This is a genomic window from Pseudomonas sp. B12(2026), assembly GCF_057767015.1.
Genome location: NZ_CM173430.1, coordinates 5836917 through 5858324 on the forward strand (window position 1 = coordinate 5836917; position 21408 = coordinate 5858324).

19 protein-coding genes are annotated in these 21408 nt (G+C 67.6%); 9 read left to right on the forward strand and 10 right to left on the reverse strand.

Annotated features, from left to right (window positions below):
* Positions 1 to 33: 33 nt before the first annotated feature.
* Together oadA and AC3B6A_RS27060 are read right to left on the reverse strand one after the other, a co-directional pair.
* The gene (gene oadA / locus AC3B6A_RS27055) at positions 34 to 1842 is read right to left on the reverse strand and encodes a sodium-extruding oxaloacetate decarboxylase subunit alpha (protein ID WP_488400167.1); all 1809 of its coding nucleotides are present in this window, start codon (positions 1840 to 1842) and stop codon (positions 34 to 36) included.
* 10 nt (positions 1843 to 1852) lie between these two features.
* Complete coding sequence (locus AC3B6A_RS27060; RefSeq protein ID WP_488400168.1) at positions 1853 to 3268, reverse strand: acetyl-CoA carboxylase biotin carboxylase subunit; 1416 nt, start codon at positions 3266 to 3268, stop codon at positions 1853 to 1855.
* Between the two features lie 227 nt (positions 3269 to 3495).
* Here AC3B6A_RS27060 and AC3B6A_RS27065 point away from each other — a divergent pair, with 227 nt between their 5' ends.
* Complete coding sequence (locus AC3B6A_RS27065; protein ID WP_488403730.1) at positions 3496 to 4431, forward strand: LysR family transcriptional regulator; 936 nt, start codon at positions 3496 to 3498, stop codon at positions 4429 to 4431.
* Here AC3B6A_RS27065 and AC3B6A_RS27070 read toward each other — a convergent pair.
* The 3 genes from AC3B6A_RS27070 to hexR all read right to left on the reverse strand — a co-directional run bounded on the left by AC3B6A_RS27070 (position 4385) and on the right by hexR (position 6216).
* The gene (locus AC3B6A_RS27070) at positions 4385 to 4600 is read right to left on the reverse strand and encodes a PA3496 family putative envelope integrity protein (RefSeq protein ID WP_488400169.1); all 216 of its coding nucleotides are present in this window, start codon (positions 4598 to 4600) and stop codon (positions 4385 to 4387) included. The genes AC3B6A_RS27065 and AC3B6A_RS27070 overlap by 47 nt on opposite strands.
* 72 nt (positions 4601 to 4672) lie before the next feature.
* Positions 4673 to 5236 carry a DUF4240 domain-containing protein gene (locus AC3B6A_RS27075; protein WP_488400170.1) on the reverse strand — a complete coding sequence of 188 codons (564 nt, stop codon included), beginning with the start codon at positions 5234 to 5236 and terminating at the stop codon, positions 4673 to 4675.
* Between the two features lie 95 nt (positions 5237 to 5331).
* Positions 5332 to 6216, reverse strand: coding sequence for a transcriptional regulator HexR (hexR, locus tag AC3B6A_RS27080; RefSeq protein WP_152227592.1), 885 nt, complete (start codon positions 6214 to 6216; stop codon positions 5332 to 5334).
* Positions 6217 to 6306: 90 nt separating this feature from the next.
* On the opposite strand from hexR, the gene zwf reads away from it, so the two are divergent.
* Together zwf and trhP are read left to right on the forward strand one after the other, a co-directional pair.
* Positions 6307 to 7782: a glucose-6-phosphate dehydrogenase gene (gene zwf / locus AC3B6A_RS27085; RefSeq protein WP_488400171.1), complete on the forward strand. Its 1476-nt coding sequence runs from the start codon at positions 6307 to 6309 to the stop codon at positions 7780 to 7782.
* A gap of 164 nt (positions 7783 to 7946) precedes the next feature.
* Complete coding sequence (trhP, locus tag AC3B6A_RS27090) at positions 7947 to 9347, forward strand: prephenate-dependent tRNA uridine(34) hydroxylase TrhP (RefSeq protein ID WP_488400172.1); 1401 nt, start codon at positions 7947 to 7949, stop codon at positions 9345 to 9347.
* Positions 9348 to 9604: 257 nt separating this feature from the next.
* Here trhP and AC3B6A_RS27095 read toward each other — a convergent pair whose 3' ends face one another.
* Complete coding sequence (locus AC3B6A_RS27095; protein WP_488400173.1) at positions 9605 to 10318, reverse strand: DUF3142 domain-containing protein; 714 nt, start codon at positions 10316 to 10318, stop codon at positions 9605 to 9607.
* Positions 10319 to 10323: 5 nt separating this feature from the next.
* The gene (locus AC3B6A_RS27100) at positions 10324 to 12507 is read right to left on the reverse strand and encodes a PA5441 family protein (RefSeq protein WP_488400174.1); all 2184 of its coding nucleotides are present in this window, start codon (positions 12505 to 12507) and stop codon (positions 10324 to 10326) included.
* 350 nt (positions 12508 to 12857) lie between these two features.
* Between AC3B6A_RS27100 and nirK the strand changes: the two genes are divergently transcribed.
* The 6 genes from nirK to AC3B6A_RS27130 all read left to right on the forward strand — a co-directional run bounded on the left by nirK (position 12858) and on the right by AC3B6A_RS27130 (position 17313).
* A complete protein-coding gene (nirK, locus tag AC3B6A_RS27105) occupies positions 12858 to 13910 on the forward strand; it encodes a copper-containing nitrite reductase (protein WP_488403731.1) in 1053 nt (350 codons plus the stop codon).
* Between the two features lie 61 nt (positions 13911 to 13971).
* On the forward strand, positions 13972 to 14787 hold the full coding sequence (locus AC3B6A_RS27110; protein ID WP_488400175.1) for an SUMF1/EgtB/PvdO family nonheme iron enzyme: 816 nt from the start codon (positions 13972 to 13974) through the stop codon (positions 14785 to 14787).
* Between the two features lie 65 nt (positions 14788 to 14852).
* Positions 14853 to 15581 carry a Crp/Fnr family transcriptional regulator gene (locus AC3B6A_RS27115; protein ID WP_488400176.1) on the forward strand — a complete coding sequence of 243 codons (729 nt, stop codon included), beginning with the start codon at positions 14853 to 14855 and terminating at the stop codon, positions 15579 to 15581.
* A 94-nt stretch (positions 15582 to 15675) separates the two neighbouring features.
* Positions 15676 to 16347: an iron-sulfur cluster repair protein YtfE gene (ytfE, locus tag AC3B6A_RS27120; protein ID WP_488400178.1), complete on the forward strand. Its 672-nt coding sequence runs from the start codon at positions 15676 to 15678 to the stop codon at positions 16345 to 16347.
* A gap of 96 nt (positions 16348 to 16443) precedes the next feature.
* Entirely contained in the window at positions 16444 to 17127 is a 684-nt protein-coding gene (locus tag AC3B6A_RS27125; protein ID WP_488400179.1) for a Crp/Fnr family transcriptional regulator, read from the forward strand.
* 3 nt (positions 17128 to 17130) lie between these two features.
* Entirely contained in the window at positions 17131 to 17313 is a 183-nt protein-coding gene (locus AC3B6A_RS27130) for a protein DnrP (protein ID WP_488400180.1), read from the forward strand.
* 216 nt (positions 17314 to 17529) lie between these two features.
* Here AC3B6A_RS27130 and AC3B6A_RS27135 read toward each other — a convergent pair whose 3' ends face one another.
* The 3 genes from AC3B6A_RS27135 to AC3B6A_RS27145 all read right to left on the reverse strand — a co-directional run bounded on the left by AC3B6A_RS27135 (position 17530) and on the right by AC3B6A_RS27145 (position 21307).
* Positions 17530 to 19377 (reverse strand): nitric oxide reductase activation protein NorD, encoded by a 1848-nt coding sequence (locus AC3B6A_RS27135; protein WP_488400181.1) that lies wholly within the window; start codon positions 19375 to 19377, stop codon positions 17530 to 17532.
* A 68-nt stretch (positions 19378 to 19445) separates the two neighbouring features.
* Complete coding sequence (locus AC3B6A_RS27140) at positions 19446 to 20864, reverse strand: cbb3-type cytochrome c oxidase subunit I (protein WP_488400182.1); 1419 nt, start codon at positions 20862 to 20864, stop codon at positions 19446 to 19448.
* 2 nt (positions 20865 to 20866) lie between these two features.
* The gene (locus tag AC3B6A_RS27145) at positions 20867 to 21307 is read right to left on the reverse strand and encodes a c-type cytochrome (protein ID WP_488400183.1); all 441 of its coding nucleotides are present in this window, start codon (positions 21305 to 21307) and stop codon (positions 20867 to 20869) included.
* Between the last annotated feature and the right edge of the window lie 101 nt (positions 21308 to 21408).

Below are 21408 nucleotides of genomic sequence, written 5' to 3' on the forward strand. Positions count from 1 at the left end.
GGGACTGAACCTCAAAGACCCGTCTGTCCTTGGTCAGCCTTCAATTTCCACCAGGATCTCACCGGGGTTGACCCGGTCGCCCTTGGCCACGTGAATGGCCTTCACGGTGCCGGCGATGCCCGCCTGCACCTCGGTTTCCATCTTCATCGCCTCGGTGATCAGCACGGCCTGGCCGGCCTTGACGCTGTCGCCTTCCTTCACCAGCACATCGACGATGTTGCCCGGCATGGTGGTGGTGACGTGGCCCGGCCCGCTGGCCTGCTTGCGCTTGTCGCCGCCACCGCTGACGAACTCGTTGAGCGGCTCGAACACCACTTCCTCGGGCATGCCGTCGATGGACAGGTAGAAGTGGCGCTTGCCGTCGGTCTTCACGCCGACGCCGGTGATGTCCACGCGGTAGCTCTCGCCATGCACGTCGACCACGAACTCGGTCGGCACGCCCTCGCCGCCGGCGGCGGCCACGCCGTTGCCGTTGGGGATCGGCAGCAGCTCTTCGGGCTTCAGGGTGCCGGCGGCGCGCTCCTCGAGGAACTTGCGGCCGATGTCCGGGAACATGGCGTAGGTCAGCACGTCCTCTTCGGTCCTGGCCAGGGCGCCGATCTCGCCGCGCAGCTTGTCCAGCTCGGGCTTGAGCAGGTCGGCCGGGCGCACCTCGATGACTTCCTCGTTGCCGATGGCCTGGCGGCGCAGTTGCTCGTTGATCGCGCCCGCCGCCTTGCCGTAGCGGCCCTGCAGGTACAGCTTCACTTCGTTGGTGATGGTCTTGTAGCGCTCGCCGGCCAGCACGTTGAAGAAGGCCTGGGTGCCGACGATCTGCGAGGTCGGGGTGACCAGGGGCGGGAAGCCCAGGTCCTCGCGCACCCGCGGGATTTCCTCGAGCACCTCGTTCATGCGGTTGAGCGCGCCCTGCTCCTTGAGCTGGTTGGCCAGGTTGGAAATCATCCCGCCCGGCACCTGGTTGACCTGTACGCGGGTATCCACGCCGGTGAACGCGCTCTCGAACTGGTGGTACTTCTTGCGCACGGCGTAGAAGTAGACGCCGATTTCCTGGATCAGCTCCAGGTCCAGGCCGGTGTCGTACGGGGTGCCGCGCAGGGCCGCGACCATCGACTCGGTGCCCGGGTGGCTGGTGCCCCAGGCCATGCTGGAGATGGCGGTGTCGATGTTGTCGGCGCCGTTCTCGATGCCCTTGAGCTGGCACATGGCGGCGACGCCGGCGGTGTCGTGGGAGTGGATGAACACCGGCAGGCTCAGCTCGGCCTTCAGCGCCTTGACCAGTTCGCCGGTGGCGTAGGGGGTCAGCAGGCCCGCCATGTCCTTGATGGCGATGGAGTCCACGCCCATGGCGGCCATGGCCCTGGCCTGGGCGACGAAGGCGTCGATGGTGTGCACCGGGCTGGTGGTGTAGCAGATGGTGCCCTGGGCGTGCTTGCCGGCGGCCTTCACCGCCTCGATGGAGACGCGCAGGTTACGCACGTCGTTCATCGCGTCGAAGATGCGGAACACGTCGATGCCGTTGACCGCCGCCTTGGCCACGAAGGCGCGCACCACGTCGTCGCTGTAGTGGCGGTAGCCGAGCAGGTTCTGCCCGCGCAGGAGCATCTGCAGGCGGGTGTTGGGCAGCGCGGCCTTGAGCTTGCGCAGGCGCTCCCACGGGTCTTCCTTGAGGAAGCGCACGCAGGCGTCGAAGGTGGCGCCGCCCCAGACTTCCAGCGACCAGTAGCCGACCCGGTCGAGCTTGTCGCAGATGGGCAGCATGTCCTCGGTGCGCATCCGGGTCGCCAGCAGCGACTGGTGGGCGTCGCGCAGGATGGTATCGGTGACGGTGACTTTCTTGCTCATTCGATGATCCTCACAGGCCAGCGTGGGCGGCAATGGCGGTAGCGATGGCGATGGCCAGGTGCGACGGGTTGCGCTTGATGGAGTATTCGGTCAGTTCCGGGTGGCTCTCGACGAAGCTGGTGTTGAACTGGCCGCTGCGGAATTCCGGGTCCTTGAGGATTTCCTGGTAGTACGCCGCGGTGGTCTTCACACCCTGCACGCGCATGTCGTCCAGCGCGCGCAGGCCCCGGTCCAGCGCCTCCTCCCAGGTGAGTGCCCAGACGATCAGCTTCAGGCACATCGAGTCGTAGTAAGGCGGAATGGTGTAGCCGGTGTAGATCGCCGTATCGGTGCGCACGCCGGGGCCGCCGGGGGCGTAGTAGCGGGTGATCTTGCCGAAGGAGGGCAGGAAGTTGTTCTTCGGGTCCTCGGCGTTGATGCGGAACTGCAGGGCGAAGCCGCGGTACTGGATGTCTTCCTGCTTGACCGAGAGCGGCAGGCCCGAGGCGATGCGGATCTGCTCGCGGACGACGTCGATGCCGGTGATTTCCTCGGTGATGGTGTGTTCCACCTGCACGCGGGTGTTCATTTCCATGAAGTACACCTCGCCATCGGCGAGCAGGAACTCCACGGTGCCGGCGTTCTCGTAGCCCACGGCCTTGGCCGCGCGCACCGCGAGGTCGCCGATGTAGGCGCGCTGCTCGGGGGTGAGCTGCGGGCTGGGGGCGATCTCGATGAGCTTCTGGTTGCGGCGCTGGATCGAGCAGTCGCGCTCGAACAGGTGCACGGTGTTGCCGAAGGAGTCGGCCAGCACCTGGGCCTCGATGTGCTTCGGGTTGACGATGCACTTCTCGAGGAAGACTTCGGCGCTGCCGAAGGCCTTGGTGGCCTCGGAGATGACGCGGGGGAAGTTCTGCTCCAGCTCGGCGCGCGAGTTGCAGCGGCGGATGCCGCGGCCGCCACCGCCGGAGGTGGCCTTGAGCATCACCGGGTAGCCGATGCGCTCGGCTTCGGAGACGGCCTCGGCGAGGTCGGCGACGTTGCCTTCGGTGCCGGGGGTGCAGGGCACGCCGGCGGCGATCATGCTGCGGCGGGCCTCGGTCTTGTCGCCCATGCGGCGGATCACTTCCGCGCTCGGGCCGATGAACTTGATCCCGCGCTCGGCGCAGATTTCCGCCAGCTCCGCGTTCTCGGAGAGGAAGCCGTAGCCCGGGTGCAGCGCGTCGCAGCCGGTTTCCACCGCCAGGTTCACCAGGGCGCGCGGGTTGAGGTAACCGGCGAGCGGGTCGGTGCCGATGCTGTGCGCTTCGTCGGCACGCTTGACGTGCAGGCCGTGGCGGTCGGCGTCGGCATAGACGGCCACCGAACGGATGCCCATCTCGGCGCAGGCGCGCACGATCCGGACAGCGATCTCCCCACGGTTGGCGATCAGGATTTTCTTGATCACTGCGGCTTTCCCTCGGCCCGGGCCTTGTGGACCCCGGCGTAAAAACCAATCGGCAGCCCCGGTACTGGCGGCGGGACCTGTGGGCCGGAGCGGGTTCCGGCGTTTTTTTACCCTAGCGCGGGAAGGAGGATTAACCAAAATCAATAATTATTGGGGTAGCCATAAAAAATGACTTATAGTTGCCGAAAAATACCGCCAGGGAGCCGCCCTCGATGCGCAAGTCATTGATGCGAATGACCCTTCGCCAGCTGCAGGTTTTCCGCGCGGTGTGCGAAAGCCGTTCCTACAGCCGCGCGGCGGAGGAAATGGCCCTGACCCAGCCGGCGGTCAGCCTGCAGATCCGCCAGCTGGAAGAGCTGGTGGGCCAGCCGCTGTTCGAGTACATCGGCAAGAAGCTCTACCAGACCGACGCCGCCGACGCGCTGCTGCGCGCCACCAACGACATCTTCCAGCGCCTGGAAGTGCTGGACATGAACCTCTCCGACCTCAAGGGTTCGCTGCAGGGCCAGCTGCGCCTGGCGGTGGAGTCCAGCGCCAAGTACATCACCCCGCACCTGTTCGCCGCGTTCCAGGCGCAGCACCCGGACGTCAGCCTGAACCTCACGGTGGTCAACCGCGCCCAGGTGATCAAGCGCCTCTCCGACAACCGCGACGACCTGGTGATCATGTCCCTGGTGCCGCAGGACATGGCGCTGGAATTCCTGCCCTTCCTGAACAACCCGATCGTCGCCGTGGCGCCGCCGGGCCATCCGCTGTGCAATGCCGCCAAGCTGTCGCTGAAGGACCTGGAGCCCTACCCGCTGCTGATCCGCGAGCCCGGCTCGGGCACGCGCAAGGCCTGCGAGGAACACTTCCAGCAGAAACGCGCGCACTTCCCGCAGACGCTGGAGTTCGCTTCGCTGGAGGGCTCGCGGGAAGGGGTGCTGGCGGGGCTGGGGCTGGCGCTGCTGCCGCGCCATGCGGTGAGCCGCGAACTGCACACCGGCATGCTCCACGAGCTGCCGGTGGAGGAACTGCCGCTCTACCGCAGCTGGTGCCTGGTGCACGCCCGCGGCAAGCGCCTGAGCCCGGTGGCCCAGGCGTTCGTCGCCTTCATCCGTGAAGAGCGGGCGCTGATCAGCCAGCTGGCCGAGCGCTTCGCCGGCCCGCCCGCGCAGAAGTGAGGTAGGCGACGGCGATCAGATCGGGGTAATCGGAGGTTTCCACGGCGAGGCGTTGCGCCTCCATACGGTCTTCGATGGCGCGGCGGAACTGCATGCGCCGCTGGTCTTCAAGCTTGCGGCGGGTCTTGCTGTCCACTTGGAGCTGGGTATCGTCGATATGGCGGGGCATCTCGCATCTCCCAAGGCCGAAGGGCTGGAGACACGAGAATGGCCACGGAAGATGACGTTTTGAGGAACCCCGTCAGGCGAACCTCTGGCTCAATCTGGGCAGCAGGGCGTCGAGTTCATCCTCGTCCCATTCGGCATCGATATCCGCCGCGTAGCGAATCTCGGCGAGCATCGCCGCCTTCACCCGCGCGTCCAGCGGATGGGCATCGAGGGCGGCATCGAAGCGCTCGTAGTCGCGCCGGGCCATGCCGTGCTTCCTGAAATACGCGGCGCAGCCGACGTCCAGCATGGCCTCGTCGAACGACTCGTACGGCTCGATGTCATCGAACTCGGCGAGGTTCTCGGGATCGGCCAGGGCATCGAGGAAGACGTAGCGGCCCTGGGCGGTGAGCCAGGCGCGGAAGTAGTCGAAACTGTCGTCGCTGCAGCCGCCGTTGATCACGTAGGCGGCGGCCCACAGCCGGTTCTTGTACGAGAGCCGCTGGTACTCGCCGAAGATCTGCCCCCACAGCAGGATGTCGCGCTCATCACGCCCGGCCAGCAGCTCCACCAGCTGCGCCGCCACATCGGCGGGCGACGCGGCGCGGGCACGGGCACGGGCGTCGTCGATCAGCGTCCAGAATTGCACATGATCCATCACAGGTTCTCCGTCAGGCACAGCACCGCACGGGATAGCGTACGGGCTGCCGAAGCAGCCCGTACGAGGGAATCACGTATCGCCGGCCTGCCGGATCAGGACGCCTCTTCCGGGCGCTCCTCGTGGCTCTTCACCACTTTCGGCGACAGGCGCAGGCTGCGCAGGCTGCGCTTCACGCTCTTGAGGTGGTTGACCAGGTCCGGGCCGCGGGCCATGGCCACGCCCATCGCCAGCACGTCGATCACCACCAGGTGGGCGATACGCGAAGTCAACGGAGTGTAGATGTCGGTGTCTTCGTGCACATCCACCGCCAGGTTCACCGTGGCCAGGTCCGCCAGCGGCGTCTGGCTCGGGCACAGGGTGATCAGCGTGGCGCCGGCCTCGCGCACCAGGTTGGCGGTCACCAGCAGGTCCTTGGAGCGGCCCGACTGGGAGATGCAGATGGCCACGTCCGAGGGCTTCAGGGTCACCGCCGACATGGCCTGCATGTGCGGGTCGGAATAGGCCGCCGCCGACAGCAGCAGGCGGAAGAACTTGTGCTGGGCGTCCGCCGCCACCGCGCCGGAGGCGCCGAAGCCGTAGAACTCCACGCGCTGGGCATGGGCGATGGCCGCGATGGCGCGCTCCAGGGCGTGGGTGTCGAGGTGCTCGCGCACCTCCATCAGCGAGTGCAGGGTGGTGTCGAAGATCTTCAGGCTGAAGTCCGCCACCGAGTCGGTCTCGTTGATCGAGAACTGGCCGAAGCTGGCGCCGGCGGCCAGGCTCTGCGCCAGCTTGAGCTTGAGGTCCTGGAAACCGCTGCAGCCGATGGCGCGGCAGAAGCGCACGATGGTCGGCTCGCTGACGCCGACGCCGTGGGCGAGGTCCGCCATGGAGCTGTGCATGACCGATGCAGGGTCCTGCATCACGTGATCGGCAACCTTGAGCTCCGACTTGCGGAGCAGATGACGCGACTGGGCAATGTGCTGCAAAAGGTTCACAGGGGTAGGCTCGGTGGTGATTGTCTGAGAATTCTGTAGTCTTGTTGTAATTATACTACAAATCGACTCGCCACGCCCAGGGAATAAGTCTTGAATACGCCCGCCAGTCCTAGTCTTCCCGGTTCCTGCGACATCCTGGTGTTCGGCGGCAGCGGCGACCTCGCCCTGCACAAGCTGCTGCCGGCGCTCTACCACCTGCACCGGGAGAATCGCCTGCCGGCCGACACGCGGATCTTCGCCCTCGCCCGCGGCAACCGCGACACTGCCGCCTACCTCGCCCTGGCCGAACGCAACTGCCGCGCCCAGGTGGCGCGCAACGACTTCTCCGCCGAGGCCTGGCGCAGCTTTGCCCAGCGCCTGGAGTACCTGGCGATGGACGCCTCGCAAAGCGCCGACTTCGGCCGCCTGGCCAAGGCGCTCAAGCGCAGCGAAGGCCGCGTGCTGGTGCATTACCTGGCCACCGCGCCGAGCCTGTTCGCGCCGATCGCGCAGAACCTGAAGGTCGCCGGGCTGGCCGGGCCGCTGGCGCGCATCGTGCTGGAGAAGCCGCTGGGCCATTCGCTGGAATCGGCGCTGGCGATCAACCAGGCGATCGGCGAAGTGTTCGACGAATCGCGGGTGTTCCGCATCGACCACTACCTGGGCAAGGAAACCGTGCAGAACCTGATGGCCCTGCGCTTCGCCAACACCCTGTTCGAGCCGGTGTGGCGCAACGGCCACATCGATCACGTGCAGATCACCGTCAGCGAGACCCTCGGCGTGGAGAACCGCGGCGCCTACTACGACCACGCCGGCGCCATGCGCGACATGGTGCAGAACCACCTGCTGCAGTTGCTCTGCCTGGTGGCGATGGAAGCGCCGGTGCGCTTCGACGCCGAGGCGGTGCGCAACGAGAAGGTAAAGGTCCTGCAGGCGCTCAAGCCGATTTCCGGGCAGGACGTGCAGGACAAGACCGTGCGCGGCCAGTACACCGCCGGGCACATCGGCGGGCAGGAGGTGCCGGCCTACTGGTTCGAGAAAAATGTCGACAACGACAGCGATACGGAGACCTTCGTCGCCGTACAGGCCGAGATCGAGAACTGGCGCTGGGCCGGTGTGCCGTTCTACCTGCGCACCGGCAAGCGCATGGCGAAGAAGTGCTCGGAGATCGTCATCCAGTTCAAGCCGGTGCCCAACGGCCTGATCGGCGGCGCCGCCAGCACGGCCAACCGCCTGTGGATAAGGCTGCAGCCGGAAGAGCGCATCAGCGTGCAGCTGATGGCCAAGGCGCCGGGCAAGGGCATGCAGCTGGAACCGGTGGAACTGGACCTCAACCTGGCCCAGGCCTTCAGCCACAACAAGCGCCGCTGGGACGCCTACGAGCGCCTGCTGCTGGACGTGATCGAGGGCGACTCGACCCTGTTCATGCGCCGCGACGAAGTGGCAGCCGCCTGGCGCTGGGTCGACCCGATCATCAAGGGCTGGCACGAGCACTACCAGAGCCCGCGCCCCTACCCCGCCGGCAGCAACGGGCCGGAGCAGGCGCAGACCTTGCTGGAATTGCAGGGACGGCGCTGGCTGGAGTGATGCCGTCACCGGATATCACAGGATGCGCTCCACCCATCCTACGAAGAGCACGCCGGGGCATGACGTCGCGGGGTGCGGGCGCATGATCCGTTGACTTCGCTCAGCACGCGCAGGCCGCGGATTTCCTAGACTGGCAGCCTTTTCCCACGACCCGCCGCGCCACCATGTCCCACACTCCGTTTTCCCCCGAACTGCTCTGCCCCGCCGGCTCGCTGAAGAGCCTGCGCCACGCCTTCGCCTACGGCGCCGACGCCGTCTACGCCGGCCAGCCGCGCTACAGCCTGCGGGTGCGCAACAACGAATTCGACCACGCCAACCTCGCCATCGGCATCAACGAGGCCCACGCCCAGGGCAAGCGCCTCTACGTGGTGGTCAACATCGCCCCGCACAACGCCAAGCTGAAGACCTTCCTGCACGACGTGGAATCGGTGATCGCCCTCGGGCCGGATGCGCTGATCATGTCCGATCCCGGCCTGATCATGCTGGTTCGCCAGCATTTCCCCGAGGTTGATATCCACCTGTCGGTACAGGCCAACGCGGTGAACTGGGCCAGCGTGGAGTTCTGGCGCCAGCAGGGGCTCAAGCGGGTGATCCTGTCCCGCGAGCTGTCGCTGGAGGAAATCGGCGAGATCCGCGAGCGGGTGCCGGGCATGGAGCTGGAAGTCTTCGTCCACGGCGCGCTGTGCATGGCCTACTCCGGCCGCTGCCTGCTGTCGGGCTACATCAACCACCGCGACCCCAACCAGGGCACCTGCACCAACGCCTGCCGCTGGGAGTACCAGACCCACGCCGCCCACGAGGACGAACTGGGCCACGCGGTGCGCAACGTCGAGCCGACCCTGGGCATCGGTGCGCCGACCAGGGACATCTTCCTGCTGGAGGAAGGCAACCGCCCCGGCGAGCTGATGGAGGCCTTCGAGGACGAGCACGGCACCTACATCATGAACTCCAAGGACCTGCGCGCCATCCAGCATGTGCAGCGTCTGGCGCAGATGGGCGTGCATTCGCTGAAGATCGAGGGCAGGACCAAGTCCCACTACTACGTCGCGCGCACCGCGCAGACGTACCGCAAGGCCATCGACGACGCCGTCGCCGGCCGCCCCTTCGACCTCGGCCTGATGGACACCCTGGAGTCCCTCGCCCACCGCGGCTACACCGAAGGCTTCCTGCGCCGCCACGTGCATGACGAGTACCAGAACTACCAGTACGGCAACTCCCTCTCCGAGCGCCAGCAGTTCGTCGGCGAGTTCACCGGCGAACGCCGCCACGGCCTAGCCGAGGTGCGGGTGAAGAACCGCTTCGAGGTGGGCGACAGCGTCGAGCTGATGACCCCGGCCGGCAACCGCACCTTCCGCCTGCACGCGCTGGAGAACAACCGCGGCGAAGCCATCGGCGTCGCGCCCGGCGACGGCCATGTGGTCTACATCCCGGTGCCCGGGGAGCTGGACCTGCAGTACGCGCTGCTGATGCGCAACCTGAACGGCGGCACCACGCGCGATGCGCGGGAGCCGGCGGCGGCGGGTGGTTGCGGGAGCGGGTGCGGCAAGGGCGGGTGCGGCGGCTGACCCGAAAGCATCGCGGACGAGGTCCGCTCCTACGGAAAGCACGGTAGCGCGGCACTTGTAGGAGCGGACCTTGTCCGCGATCAGCGTTCCAGCACACGCAGGAACAACGGCAGAGTGCTTGACGCCGGAGCAACCATCCGACACGAACGTAGGATGGGTGGAGCCTAAGCGATACCCATGCTGCCTGCGCACGGATCGATGGGTATCGCTTCGCTCCACGCCATCCTACGGAAGCAGTCCCTGTCAGCCCGCATGGGCTAGGGATTCCGCAGAAACACCACATACCCCCTGAACCACGGGCTCTTCGCCAGATAGTCCGGCGCCTGCCACTCCCCGTACTGCGCCAGGCCGATGCGGAACGGCAGCTGCAGCCGGGCCACCCGCGGCAGGTACGCCGCGTAGTTGGGAATGGTCCGGCGCCCCTGGTAGGTCTGCACCACCACCTCGTCCACCACACCGGCCAGGCGGTTGAGGGTTTCCGGCGCGGCGTTGCTGCCCCAGTCCATCAGCCCGGTGATGCTCAGCCGGCAGTCCGCCGGCAGGCGCCTGCGCAGGTCCTCGAGGAAGTCGACGTACTCGCCCAGGTAGCGCGTGCGCGCGTCGAAGTCGATCTGCACGCCCACCACCGGATTGCCGGCCTCGCGCCAGCGGCGCAGCTGGGCCAGCAGGGTGCGGTAGATGTCCTCGTGCCAGTGCAGGGTATGGGCGCGGTAGACCACCCAGACCTCGCCCCTCGACAGCCGCGGAATGGCGATGCCCTGGGCGATCAGCCGGGCGTTGCCGTCCTTGTAGCGCGGCGCGCTGACCTGGCCTTGCAGCACGTAGAGGGTGCGCGCCCGGGCCAGCACCGGCTGCGCGGCGACGCCGCTCCACAGCCAGAAGGCATCGTGGTCGGCGGCATCCACCTCGCCCGCGCCGGCCGCGGCGCTGCCCAGCAGCAGCGCCAGTCCGACCGCGACGCTGCGCAGCATCGGGCTTACCAGTAGTACTTCAGCGCCTTCGCCCAGGGCGTGGCGGCGTACTGGCTCTTGAGGGTGCGGAACCACTGCTTGCGCTGGGCCGGGGCGATGTCCTGGCTGCCGCAGCCGTTGAAGCCGCTGGGCGCGTAGCAGTTGATCGCGCGGAACAGCGCATAGGCGCGGTCGTCCTCTACCGCCTGCGGGTCGGCGATGACCTTGAGGTAGCCGTCCATGCGCGAATAGGCGCTGCCGGGGAACAGCGACTCGCTGCCGCCCAGCTCGCGCGCGCCCGGCGGGTTGTCCAGCGGGAAGCCGTCCAGGCCGTTGCGCAGGATGAACTCGCCCAGGCAGTTCAGCGCCTTCGGCGGCTGCGGGTTCTGCAGCAGGTCGCGGGCCACGTCGGCGATCGCCGGGCACTCGTAGCCGCTGTCGTTCTTGCCGCCCGGCCACTGGAACAGGCTCAGCGGCAGGCTGCCGTAGAGGTAGCCGATGCTGGCGCCCAGCGGCTTGCCGGCCGGCTCGGCGGGCAGCAGCGCGAGGTCGTCGATGAAGGCCTGGTACTGGCCGTGCAGCAGGTCCTTGTAGAGCAGGGCGAACAGCGCGGTGTCGCGCTCCTCGACCGAGACCGAGGCGGCGCGCGCCTGCTGGCGCAGCAGCTCGGGGCCGGCGACGTGGCGCAGGAGAGTCTCGCGGATGATCGGCGTCTGCACCGGTGAATTCTCGGCGAAGACCTTCACCAGCCGGTCGCTGCGCTCGTAGTTGAACGCCAGGGCCAGTTCCAGCTGGTCGCGTTGCAGCGGCTGGCGGACCCGCGGCAGCAGGTGCAGCCAGAGCTTCTCGGCGCCCAGCCAGTCGTTGCCGGCCTCCAGGGCGAAGCCGCGCAGGGTCTGCTGGCTGAAGGCGAGGTAGTCGAGCGTCTCGGGGATGTCCCCGGGCAGGCTCTTCAGCGCCTCGGCCGGCTGGTCCTCCACGTAGAAGCGGTAGGCCGCGGTGAGGTAGTCGTGCAGCGCCGGCTGCTCGGCGAACAGCGCTTTCTGCGCGGCCAGGGCGGCGCTGTCGAGGGCGCGCGGCTCGTTCGGCTCGTGGTGGCGCATCTGGATCAGGTCGAGCACGGCCAGCAGGCGCGGGTCGCGGACGTCCGCCGGGTGGGCGGTGACCAGCAGCTTGTTGTCGACTTCCTGGATCAACGGGCCGAGGTCGGCGTCGGCGTCGCGGCGGGCGAAGAGTCCGGCGTACTCCCCGGCCAGGCGGCCCTCGTCGCCCATCAGCCAGTAGAGGCGGCGCTGCAGGCCCCGGGCCGAGGCGGCGTAGCGGCCCTGTGGATAACGCTTGAGATAGTCGCCCAGGCTCGCTTCGGCGCTCTTCAGGACGTTCTTGTCGACCTTGCGCAGGTCGGGGTAGCCCATGTCGTCGAAGGCGTTCTGCTGGGCCTCGTTGAGCTGGCTGCGGGCGACCATGTAGCGCGCGGTTTCCTGCAGCCAGGGCTGGTCGCTGTTCTGCAGCGCGCGGAAGGCCTTGAGCGCCTCGCCGAAGCGGCCGCTGTAGAACTCCGCCGCGCCCCGGAGGTAGGTGGCGAATGCCTTGCCCGGCGCGGATTGCAGGTCGGCGGGCAGCATCACGGCGAGGTGGGTGTCGTCCCACTGGCAGGCGCCGAGCAGGCTCAGGCGGCCGCGCGCCAGGCTCTTGCGCTCTTCGGCCGGCACACCCTCGGCGACCAGCAGCTGGCCGAGGAAGTCCTGGGCGGTGCCGGCGTTGTTGCTGCGGCAGCGGCTGCCTTCGCCGCTGGCGAAGCTGTCGGCAGCTTGCGCCAGGCTGTCCGCCGGCAGGCCGATGCGCGCCACCAGGTCGGCCAGCGGCGCGGAGGCCTGGGTGCCGCCGGCCGGCCCCTCGGTGTCGCCGGAGAGTCCGTCGTCGAGCAGGCGCGCCAGCGGGAACGGCACCTTGGCGTAACCGAGCTGCTGCTCGTCGTCGGACAGCGGCCGGTCGGCAATCGCCGCCTGCCCGGCGTCGGCCAGCAGCAGTTGCAGGTTGACCCGGCTGTCATTGCCCGGGCTCAGGAACGGCAGGCTGTTGCAGCCGTCGAGCGAGTCGCGCTTGAGGTTCCAGCTCGGGTAGCAGGCGTCGTCGCTGCTCGCGCGCGCTTCCTGCACGCCGAGGCAGCCGATCGTCAGGGCCAGCAGGGTGAATCCGTGCAGACGCATGAAGGGTCCTTGTCCGTTGGAGCCCGCACGCCGGGTGCGGGAGGGGTGGATCAGTGGGGGGAATCTTACCTCGCCCTCCCCCGACTTGCCCGCTTCCGTCGCCAGCGGAGGGGAAACGCGAGCTGGCGCACATCAGGGCCTGCGACACGTTGTCCAGCTGGGGGCTTGTTTGTTCCGGCTCAAAGAAGACGAACGTCCGTCGGGGTTTTCTGTATCCAACGACAGTTTTGTCCAATTCGGAGTAGTACCCCATGCATGATCAGGAAGAGATGTCCCTTTCCCGTCGCACCCTGCTGGCTGGCGCGGTGGTTCTCGGCGTCACCGGCACCATGCTCGGCAGTGGCAAGGCTATGGCCAGCGCGGAACCGGCACCGAAGAACATGGGACCGGCGCCTGACCTGTCCAAGCTGGAGCGCACCAAGGTCGAACTGCTGACCCCGCCCTTCGTCCACGCCCACGAGCTGCGCGCCACGGGCAAGCCGAAGGTGGTGGAGTTCACCATGGTCATCCAGGAGAAGACCCTGGTCCTCGACGACGACGGCACCAAGGTCCACGCCATGACCTTCAACGGCTCGGTGCCCGGGCCGCTGATGGTGGTGCACCAGGACGACTACGTCGAACTCACCCTGGTCAACCCGGCCACCAACAGCATGACCCACAACATCGACTTCCACGCCGCCACCGGCGCCCTGGGCGGCGGCGCGCTGACCATCGTCGGCCCCGGCGAGCAGGTCAAGCTGCGCTTCAAGGCGACCCGCCCCGGCGTGTTCGTCTACCACTGCGCCCCGGGCGGGGCGATGATCCCCTGGCACGTGGTGTCGGGCATGAACGGCGCGCTCATGGTGCTGCCGCGCGACGGCCTGAAGGACCGCGCGGGCAAGCCGCTGAAGTACGACAAGGTGTTCTACATCGGCGAGCAGGACTTCTACGTCCCGCGTGACAAGGACGGCAAGTTCAAGCAGTACGCAAGCCCGATGGACGGCTTCATGGACATGCAGGGCGTCATGAAGGGGCTGATCCCCAGCCACATCGTGTTCAACGGCAAGGTCGGCGCCCTGACCGGCAAGAACGCCCTCAAGGCCAACGTCGGCGAGACCGTGCTGATCATCCACTCCCAGGCCAACCGCGACACCCGCCCGCACCTGATCGGCGGCCACGGCGACCACGTCTGGGCCAGCGGCAAGTTCAAGAACCCGCCGGAGGAGGATCTGGAAACCTGGTTCATCCCGGGCGGGGCGGCCGGCGCGGCGCTCTACACCTTCCTCCAGCCGGGCCTGTACGCCTACCTCAACCACAACCTGATCGAGGGCGTGCTGCTGGGCGCCACCGCGCACTTCCAGGTCGAGGGCCAGTGGAACTCCGACCTGATGAGCCAGATCGAGCCGCCAACGCCGATCAAGTAACACCACCGGCCGGCCCGCGAGGGCCGGCCATGCCCCGGCGACTTTCCGGACACCGCAGCCCATGCGCAAGACAACCCTGATCGGCCTGCCCGGCGCGCTTCTGCTCGGCGCCGCCGTCCTGCTCCTGAGCCCCACCAACGACCCCCGGCTGGCGCCGGAAACCGTGCGCCTGAAAGCGCGGGAGTTCACCTTCCGCCCGGCCGGCGACTACTGGCAGGACAAGCGCGCCATCGACGCACCGGCGCGGGTCGAACACCTGCAGCCGCGCTTCGAGGTGATGAAGTACCAGGTCAGCCAGGCCGAATATGCCCGCTGCGTGGCCGACGGCGACTGCCTGTCCCTGGGCGAAGGCGACACGCCCGCCGACGACCTGCCGATCACCGGCGCCAGCCTGCTGGACGCGCAGTTCTACGCCGACTGGCTGTCGCGCCGCACCGGCCAGGACTGGCGCCTGCCGACCGACCAGGAATGGGCCTTCTTCGCCGGCTCGCGCTGGGCCGACGACGCCCTGCGCATCGACGGCGACGACGGCAGCAACCCGGCGCGGCGCTGGCTGGCGCGCTACAGCTTCGAGGCGCAGACGCGCACCGGCGCACCGGCGCAGGCGCAGCCCCGCGGCAGCCACGGGGTCAACGAATTCGGCGTAGCGGACCTGGGCGGCAATGTCTGGGAATGGACCCGGAGCTGCCACCAGCGGGTCAACCTCGACGGCCAGGGCGCGCAGCTCAGCCGCATCGAGGCCTGCTCGATCCGCATCGCCGAAGGCCGACACCGCGCGGCGATCAACGATTTCGTCCGCGACGCCCGCGGCGGCGGCTGCGCCGCCGGCCAGCCGCCGGACAACCTGGGATTCCGCCTGGTCAGAGATATCCCTTGATCCCCCTCAAGTTTCGCCAGCAGTCATCACGGTTATGCTGCGGCGGGACCCAGGGAATCATTGCCGTGACCGCCAATCTCTCCCTCAACCGCGCCTGGCTGGCGAACCTTCCACCGTTCGCCAACAGTAGCCGCGAGGAACAGGACGCTCTTCTGCGCCAGGCCAGCGTGCTGCGCCTGCGCAGCGGTACCACCGTGTTCGAGCAGGGCGCGCCGGCCGACGCGTTCTACCTGCTGATCCATGGCCGCCTGAAAGCCACCCAGCTGACCGGCGACGGCCAGCGCGTGCTGGTGCGCATGGTCAATCCGGGCGACCTGTTCGGCTTCGTCCGCGCCCTCGCCCGGCAGGACTACCCCGCCACCGCTACCGCCACCCTGGACAGCCTCGCGCTGTCCTGGCCGACCAGCCAGTGGGAATCCATGCTGGCGCGCCATCCGGGTTTCGCGCTGAACACCGTGCAGGCCATCGGCGTGCGCCTGCAGGAAGCCCACGTGCGCTTCTGCGAGCTGGCCACCGAGGAAGTCGAGCGGCGCGTCGCGCATACCGTGCTGCGTCTGATCCAGCAGTCCGGCTCGCCGGAAGTCGACGGCATCCGCATCGATTTCCCGGTAACCCGCCAGGATATCGCCGAGATGACCGGCACCACCCTGCACACCGTCTCGCGCATCCTCAGCGCCTGGGAAGAACGCGGCCTGGTTCGCGGCGGCCGGCAGAAACTGCTGGTGTGCAGCCCGCAGGAGCTGATGCGGATCGCCGGCGGCGACGAGCAGGAACTCGCCCACGAAGGCGCTTGACTGCAATCAAGGTGCCCGGCGCCCCTGCCTCCATAGACTGGCCCGACCGCTACGGCGAAGGTAGTCGCCGTGCCCATGCCACCCGAGGCCTGCCATGAACGAAAACCTCACCGAACGCACCCTGAGCGACCTGGCCTGCAGCCTGCCCGGCAGCATCAGCCTGTTCCACGACTACAAGCTGGACTTCTGCTGCGGCGGCCAGCGCAGCCTGCGCGACGCCGCCACCGAGCTGGGGCTGGACGTCGAGCACATCGCCGAGGCACTCCGGACGCTGAACCCCGGGGCGGATGAGCACGACTGGCGGCAGTCCAGCAACGACCAGCTGATCGACCACATCCTCGCGCGCTACCACCAGGTGCATCGCCAGCAGCTGCCGGCGCTGATCCCGCTGGCCGAGCGGGTGGAACGCACCCATGCCGCGCACCCGCAGTGCCCCGCCGGCCTGGCCGCGCACCTGAAGAAGATGATGGAAGAGCTCGAATGGCACATGTGCAAGGAGGAAAGCGTGCTGTTTCCCTGGCTGCGCCAGGGCATCCCGCTGACCCACGTGCAGGGGCCGATCGGCGTGATGCGCCATGAGCACGACGAGCACGCGCAATCGCTGGCGGTGCTGGCCGACCTGACCGACGACATCACCGCGCCGGGCAATGCCTGCAACAGCTGGCGCGCACTCTACGCCGGGCTGGAGGAGCTGCGCCGCGACCTGATGCAGCACATCCACCTGGAGAACAACCTGCTGTTCATCGGGGCGAACAAGGCGGCCTGACCGACGCGAGCCCCGCTAATGACAGCATGTCTCATCGCATTGCCGGGCGATGGCGCGCATACTGGGAGGATTGTCCCCGCCCAGGAGTTCTCCGCCATGCTCGCGCATCGCGTCCACCACCAGATTCTGTGCGGCCACCACCTGTTCAACGTGCTCAACGAGGAACAGCTGGAGCAGCTGCTGGCCACCAGTACCCTGCTCAACCTGGAGAAAGGCGACAAGCTGTTCCTCCAGGGTGAGCCGGCGCATGCCTTCTATTTCGTGATTTCCGGCGCGGTGAAGATCTACCGCCTGACCCCGGAAGGCCAGGAGAAGGTGCTGGAGGTCGTCGGCAGCCGGCAGACCTTCGCCGAAGCCATGATGCTGATGGACACCCCCAACTACGTGGCCTCGGCCCAGGCGCTGGAGCCCACGCAGGTCTACCGCTTCACCAACCGCACCTACATGGAGCTGCTGCACAGCAACCCGCAGTTGCCCTTCTCCCTGCTCGCCACCCTCTGCGTACGCCTGCACCGGCGGATCAACGAGATCGAAACGCTGTCGCTGAAGAACTCCACCCACCGCGTGGTGCGCTACCTGCTGACGCTGCTGAACCACCAGGGCGGCGATAACCGGCGCTTCGAGCTGCCGATGGCCAAGCAACTGGTGGCCGGGCACCTGTCGATCCAGCCGGAGACCTTCTCCCGCGTGCTGCGGCGGCTGATCGACGAGCACATCATCGACCTCGACGGGCGCACCGTGCAGGTGCTCGATACCGCCCGCCTGGAACAGTTCGAGTAAACCATGCGCCAATGCCTGTACTGCCAGCACCAGAGCCCCGACGCGCACAGCGACTGCCCGCAATGCGGCATGCCGCTGCCCGCCGACCAGGAGCTGGCGCGGCAGCGCCGGCTGCGGCGCTTCCGCTGGTTCTGCGCGGCACTGCTGGTGTTCTGCGTGGTGATGATGTTCTGGCTGCCGCGCTAGTCCCGCACTGAACTGCTTTTCGTAGGAGCGAGGGGGACGCCATCGTCATTGCTCGCGAACAGACCCGCAGCAGGCTCCGGTTCGCGAGCAAGCTCGCTCCTACAAGAATTCCTCTCCCTTCAGCCTCGCAGGATGAGTCGCGCACCTGGGCGGCCTGCGCATTACCCCCTCGATCTGTCCTGAAACACCCGCAGGAGCGGGATCAGGATTCCGGCGTCAACCCTGGCGCCGGGTGAGTTGCCGGTACAGCTGCGGCAGGCGCACCGGCAGTTGCGCCGGGTCGTTCAGCAGCAGGTAGCCCTGGCTGCCGAACAGGTGCGGCAGGTAGGCCGCCGCCTCGCGGTCGATGGTGATGCAGAACGGCAGCAGCCCGGCGCGGCGCGCTTCGAGCACCGCCTCGCGGGTGTCCTCGACGCCGTAGCGGCCCTCGTAGAGGTCGAGGTCGTTGGGCTTGCCGTCGGTGAGGATCAGCAGCAGGCGCTGGTGCTCCTTGCGCTCCAGCAGCAGTTGCGTGGCCTGGCGGATCGCCGCGCCCATGCGCGTGTAGTAGCCCGGGCGCAGTGCGCGGATGCGCCCGCGGACGTTGTCGTCGTGGCGCTCGTCGAAGGTCTTCAGCTGGGTCAGGCGCACCTGGTGGCGGCGCAGCGAGGAGAAGCCGTACAGGGCGAAGCGGTCGCCCACCGCCTGCAGGGCCTCGCCGAACAGCAGCAGGCTGTCGCTGATCAGGTCGATGACCCGGTGGTCGTTGTCGATGTGCGCGTCGGTGGACATCGACAGGTCGGCCAGCAGCAGGCAGGCCAGGTCGCGGCGGGTCTGCCGGTGTTCCATGAACAGGCCCGGCTCGCTGCAGGAACCCAGGCGCCGTTCGACGCTGAAATCCAGCCAGGCTTCCAGGTCCAGTTCCGCGCCCTGGGGCTGGCGGCGCATCCACTGCGGCTGCAGGCGCAGGCTCTCGAACTGCCGGCGCAGGCGCCGCGCGACGGGCGCCAGGGCGTCGGGCAGTGGCGCCGGCACGGCATCGCGCGGCAGCATCGGCTGCACGCAGACGTGGTCGGCCAGCAGCTGCTGGCGGCGGTAGTCCCACTCGGGCAGGCGGATGCCCTCGCCCAGCGGTATGTCGTCGTAATCGGCGGCCGGCAGGTCGAGGTCGAACTTCAGTCCGCCGCCCTTCTTCTGCCGCTGCCGCGACAGGCTGAGGTGATCCAGATCGTTGGCCACGCGGGCGGCATCGAGGTCTTCGCTGTCGTCGCCGGCGCGGTCCAGTTCGACGTGCTCGGACCAACTGAACAGGTTTTCCAGGCGGAACAGCAGCAGGCCGCCGCGGCCGGGGTCCTGCTCGGTGCGTTCGGCGCGCTTGCGCGCCACGCCCTTGGCTTCGCTGTGGGCGGAGCGGCCCTGCTCCTCGCCGTCCACCAGTTCGGCGTGTTGCGGCGCGGACAGGCGTTGCGGCGGATAGAGCCAGAGCGGCAGCGGCCAGGGCGCCTTCTCGCTGCGCGGCAACTGCTGGACGCTGCCCGGCTCGTGCAGGGCCTGGCGCAGCACGCGCTCCAGCGCCGCCTCGGCGGGCGGCAGCGCGGCGGGATCGGGGCGCAGGCTGAGCAGCCCGTCCACCAGCCGGTGGTAGCGCGGGCGCAGCAGCGGATAGCGTTCGAGCACGGCCAGGGTCCAGGCCTGGTTGTCCCGCGCCCAGTGGCGCATCGGCTGGCTGTGGGCGGCGAGCAGCGCCAGCCAGCGGTACAGCTCGCGGTTCAGCTCGGCGTCGGGGAATACCGCCAGCTGCGCGGGCAGGCGCAGGGAGTCGGCGTCGAACCAGGCCACCGGCAATTGCTGGCAGGTGCCGGCGACCTGCTGCAGCAGGCTGCGGCGCACCAGCAGCTCGCGGGCGCTGGCCGCCTCCACGCCGACCCCGGCTTCGCCGCCGGTGCCGCGGAACAGCAGCAGCAGGCTGCGGCGTACTTCGTCGAGGGAGACCGCGGCCTCCTCGAACTCCGGGCTGGCGTGGCGGGTGATGAAGCGGTGCCAGACGCGACCGAAGCCTTCTTCGATTTCGATGTGGATGGTCATGGCGCCCCCTGCAAAAAACGAAAAAGGGGCCCGCCGCAGCGCGGACGGGCCCCCGGGTGGAAGGATCGTCAGCCCACCTGGGCGACGGCTACCGGGAGGCGACCGCGCTGGCGGAAGCTGAACAGGTAGCAGACCAGCCCGATGAGGAAGCCGAAGCCGGAGTACAGGCGCAGCCAGAAGAAGATCTTCAGTTGCTCGACCGTGGCCATGAACGGCAGTGCCGCGCCGTCAGCCGGCAGGCGTTGCAGCCAGACCTGTACCACACCGGCGGCGGTGAGCATCAGGGTGATCAGCAGCATGGAGATGGTCATCAGCCAGAAGCCCCAGATTTCCAGACTCTGCGAACGGGCGTCAGGCGCTTCGCCGATCCCGCGCAGACGCGGCATGGCGTAGCTGATCAGGGTCAGCACGATCATCACGTAGGCGCCGTAGAAGGCCAGGTGACCGTGGGCGGCGGTGAGCTGCGAACCGTGGGTGTAGTAGTTCACCGGAGCCAGGGTGTGCAGGAAGCCCCACACGCCGGCGCCGAGGAAGGCGGTCACGGTGGTGCCCAGGGCCCACAGCGCGGTGGCCTTGTTCGGGTGTTCGCGGCGGCGACGGTTCACCATGTTGAAGGCGAACAGCACCATGGCGAAGAACGGCAGCGGTTCCAGCGCGGAGAAGATCGAGCCCAGCCACAGCCAGACGCCCGGTGCGCCGATCCAGAAGAAGTGGTGACCGGTGCCGATGATGCCGGTGATCAGGGCCATGGCGATGATCACGTACAGCCACTTTTCCACCACTTCGCGGTCGACGCCGGTGACCTTGATCAGGACGAAGGCCAGCATCGAGCCCATGATCAGCTCCCACACGCCTTCCACCCACAGGTGCACGACCCACCACCAGTAGTACTTGTCACGCGCCAGGTTCTCCGGGTTGTAGAAGGAGAACAGGAAGAACACCGCCAGGCCCACCAGACCGGTCATCATCACCACGCTGACGGTGGTCTTGCGACCCTTGAGCATGGTCATGCCGATGTTGAAGAGGAAGCCCAGCGCCACGACCACGATGCCCATCTTGGTGATGGTCGGCTGTTCGAGGAACTCCCGGCCCATGGTCGGCAGCAGCTCGTTGTGGGTCAGCTTCGCCAGGCCCGCGTAGGGCACCAGCAGGTAGCCGAGGATGGTCAGCACGCCGGCGATGGCGAACACCCAGAACAGCACGATGGCCAGTTTCGGGCTGTACAGCTCGCGGTCGGCCTCTTCGGGGATCAGGTAGTAGGCCGCGCCCATGAAGCCGAACAGCAACCAGACGATCAGCAGGTTGGTGTGCACCATGCGGGCGACGTTGAAGGGAATGGCAGGGAACAGGAAGTCACCGACCACGTACTGCATGCCCATGATCAGACCGAACAGGATCTGCCCGACGAAGAGCATCAGGGCGAACACGAAGTACGGCTTGGCCACTGCCTGCGAGGCGAATTTCAGATGCGGATTGCTCGGGGTCATGATCAACCCTCCTTGTTCGGCGGCCATTTGTTGGTATCGATCTTCGAGGTCCAGCGCAGGAACGCGGCGAGGTCGGAGACCTCCTGGTCACTGAGGTGGAACTGCGGCATCTGCCGGCGGCCGGGGATGCCCAACGGCTGCATCTTCATCCAGGCGGCGAGGAAGGTGTCGAAGGCCGCGTCGCCGCCGCGGCGGACGACCACGTTGCCCAGCTCGGGTGCGAAGTAGGCCCCTTCGCCGAGGATCGAGTGGCAGCCGATGCAGTTGTTCTGCTCCCAGACCAGCTTGCCGCGCACCACCGACTCGGTGAGCTCACTCTGGTTGGTGCGTTCGGGGAACTTCTTCTCTGTGTGATAGGTGAGGGCGAGGAACACCAGGAAGAAGAACACGCCTCCTCCCAGGTAGATGTTCCTCGCCATACCTTTGGTGAATGTCTCTGACATGGGGCCCTCCTAGGTCACGGTCCGATGCCATTTTAGGAAGGGCGCCGAATGAACCCGCTTGATGGCGATCAAGAAAGACCAATGCTTTAAGTCAGGTATTT

Excerpts from the sequence above, each read along its gene's own strand:
- oadA (WP_488400167.1), bottom strand. The coding sequence starts at position 1,842 with ATGAGCAAGAAAGTCACCGTCACCGATACCATCCTGCGCGACGCCCAC.
- AC3B6A_RS27140 (WP_488400182.1), bottom strand. The coding sequence starts at position 20,864 with ATGACCCCGAGCAATCCGCATCTGAAATTCGCCTCGCAGGCAGTGGCC.
- AC3B6A_RS27095 (WP_488400173.1), bottom strand. The coding sequence starts at position 10,318 with ATGCTGCGCAGCGTCGCGGTCGGACTGGCGCTGCTGCTGGGCAGCGCC.
- AC3B6A_RS27110 (WP_488400175.1), top strand. The coding sequence starts at position 13,972 with ATGCGCAAGACAACCCTGATCGGCCTGCCCGGCGCGCTTCTGCTCGGC.
- AC3B6A_RS27100 (WP_488400174.1), bottom strand. The coding sequence starts at position 12,507 with ATGCGTCTGCACGGATTCACCCTGCTGGCCCTGACGATCGGCTGCCTC.
- AC3B6A_RS27145 (WP_488400183.1), bottom strand. The coding sequence starts at position 21,307 with ATGTCAGAGACATTCACCAAAGGTATGGCGAGGAACATCTACCTGGGA.
- ytfE (WP_488400178.1), top strand. The coding sequence starts at position 15,676 with ATGAACGAAAACCTCACCGAACGCACCCTGAGCGACCTGGCCTGCAGC.
- nirK (WP_488403731.1), top strand. The coding sequence starts at position 12,858 with ATGGCCAGCGCGGAACCGGCACCGAAGAACATGGGACCGGCGCCTGAC.
- AC3B6A_RS27075 (WP_488400170.1), bottom strand. The coding sequence starts at position 5,236 with ATGGATCATGTGCAATTCTGGACGCTGATCGACGACGCCCGTGCCCGT.
- AC3B6A_RS27065 (WP_488403730.1), top strand. The coding sequence starts at position 3,496 with ATGCGAATGACCCTTCGCCAGCTGCAGGTTTTCCGCGCGGTGTGCGAA.
- AC3B6A_RS27130 (WP_488400180.1), top strand. The coding sequence starts at position 17,131 with ATGCGCCAATGCCTGTACTGCCAGCACCAGAGCCCCGACGCGCACAGC.
- AC3B6A_RS27125 (WP_488400179.1), top strand. The coding sequence starts at position 16,444 with ATGCTCGCGCATCGCGTCCACCACCAGATTCTGTGCGGCCACCACCTG.
- trhP (WP_488400172.1), top strand. The coding sequence starts at position 7,947 with ATGTCCCACACTCCGTTTTCCCCCGAACTGCTCTGCCCCGCCGGCTCG.
- AC3B6A_RS27135 (WP_488400181.1), bottom strand. The coding sequence starts at position 19,377 with ATGACCATCCACATCGAAATCGAAGAAGGCTTCGGTCGCGTCTGGCAC.
- AC3B6A_RS27070 (WP_488400169.1), bottom strand. The coding sequence starts at position 4,600 with ATGCCCCGCCATATCGACGATACCCAGCTCCAAGTGGACAGCAAGACC.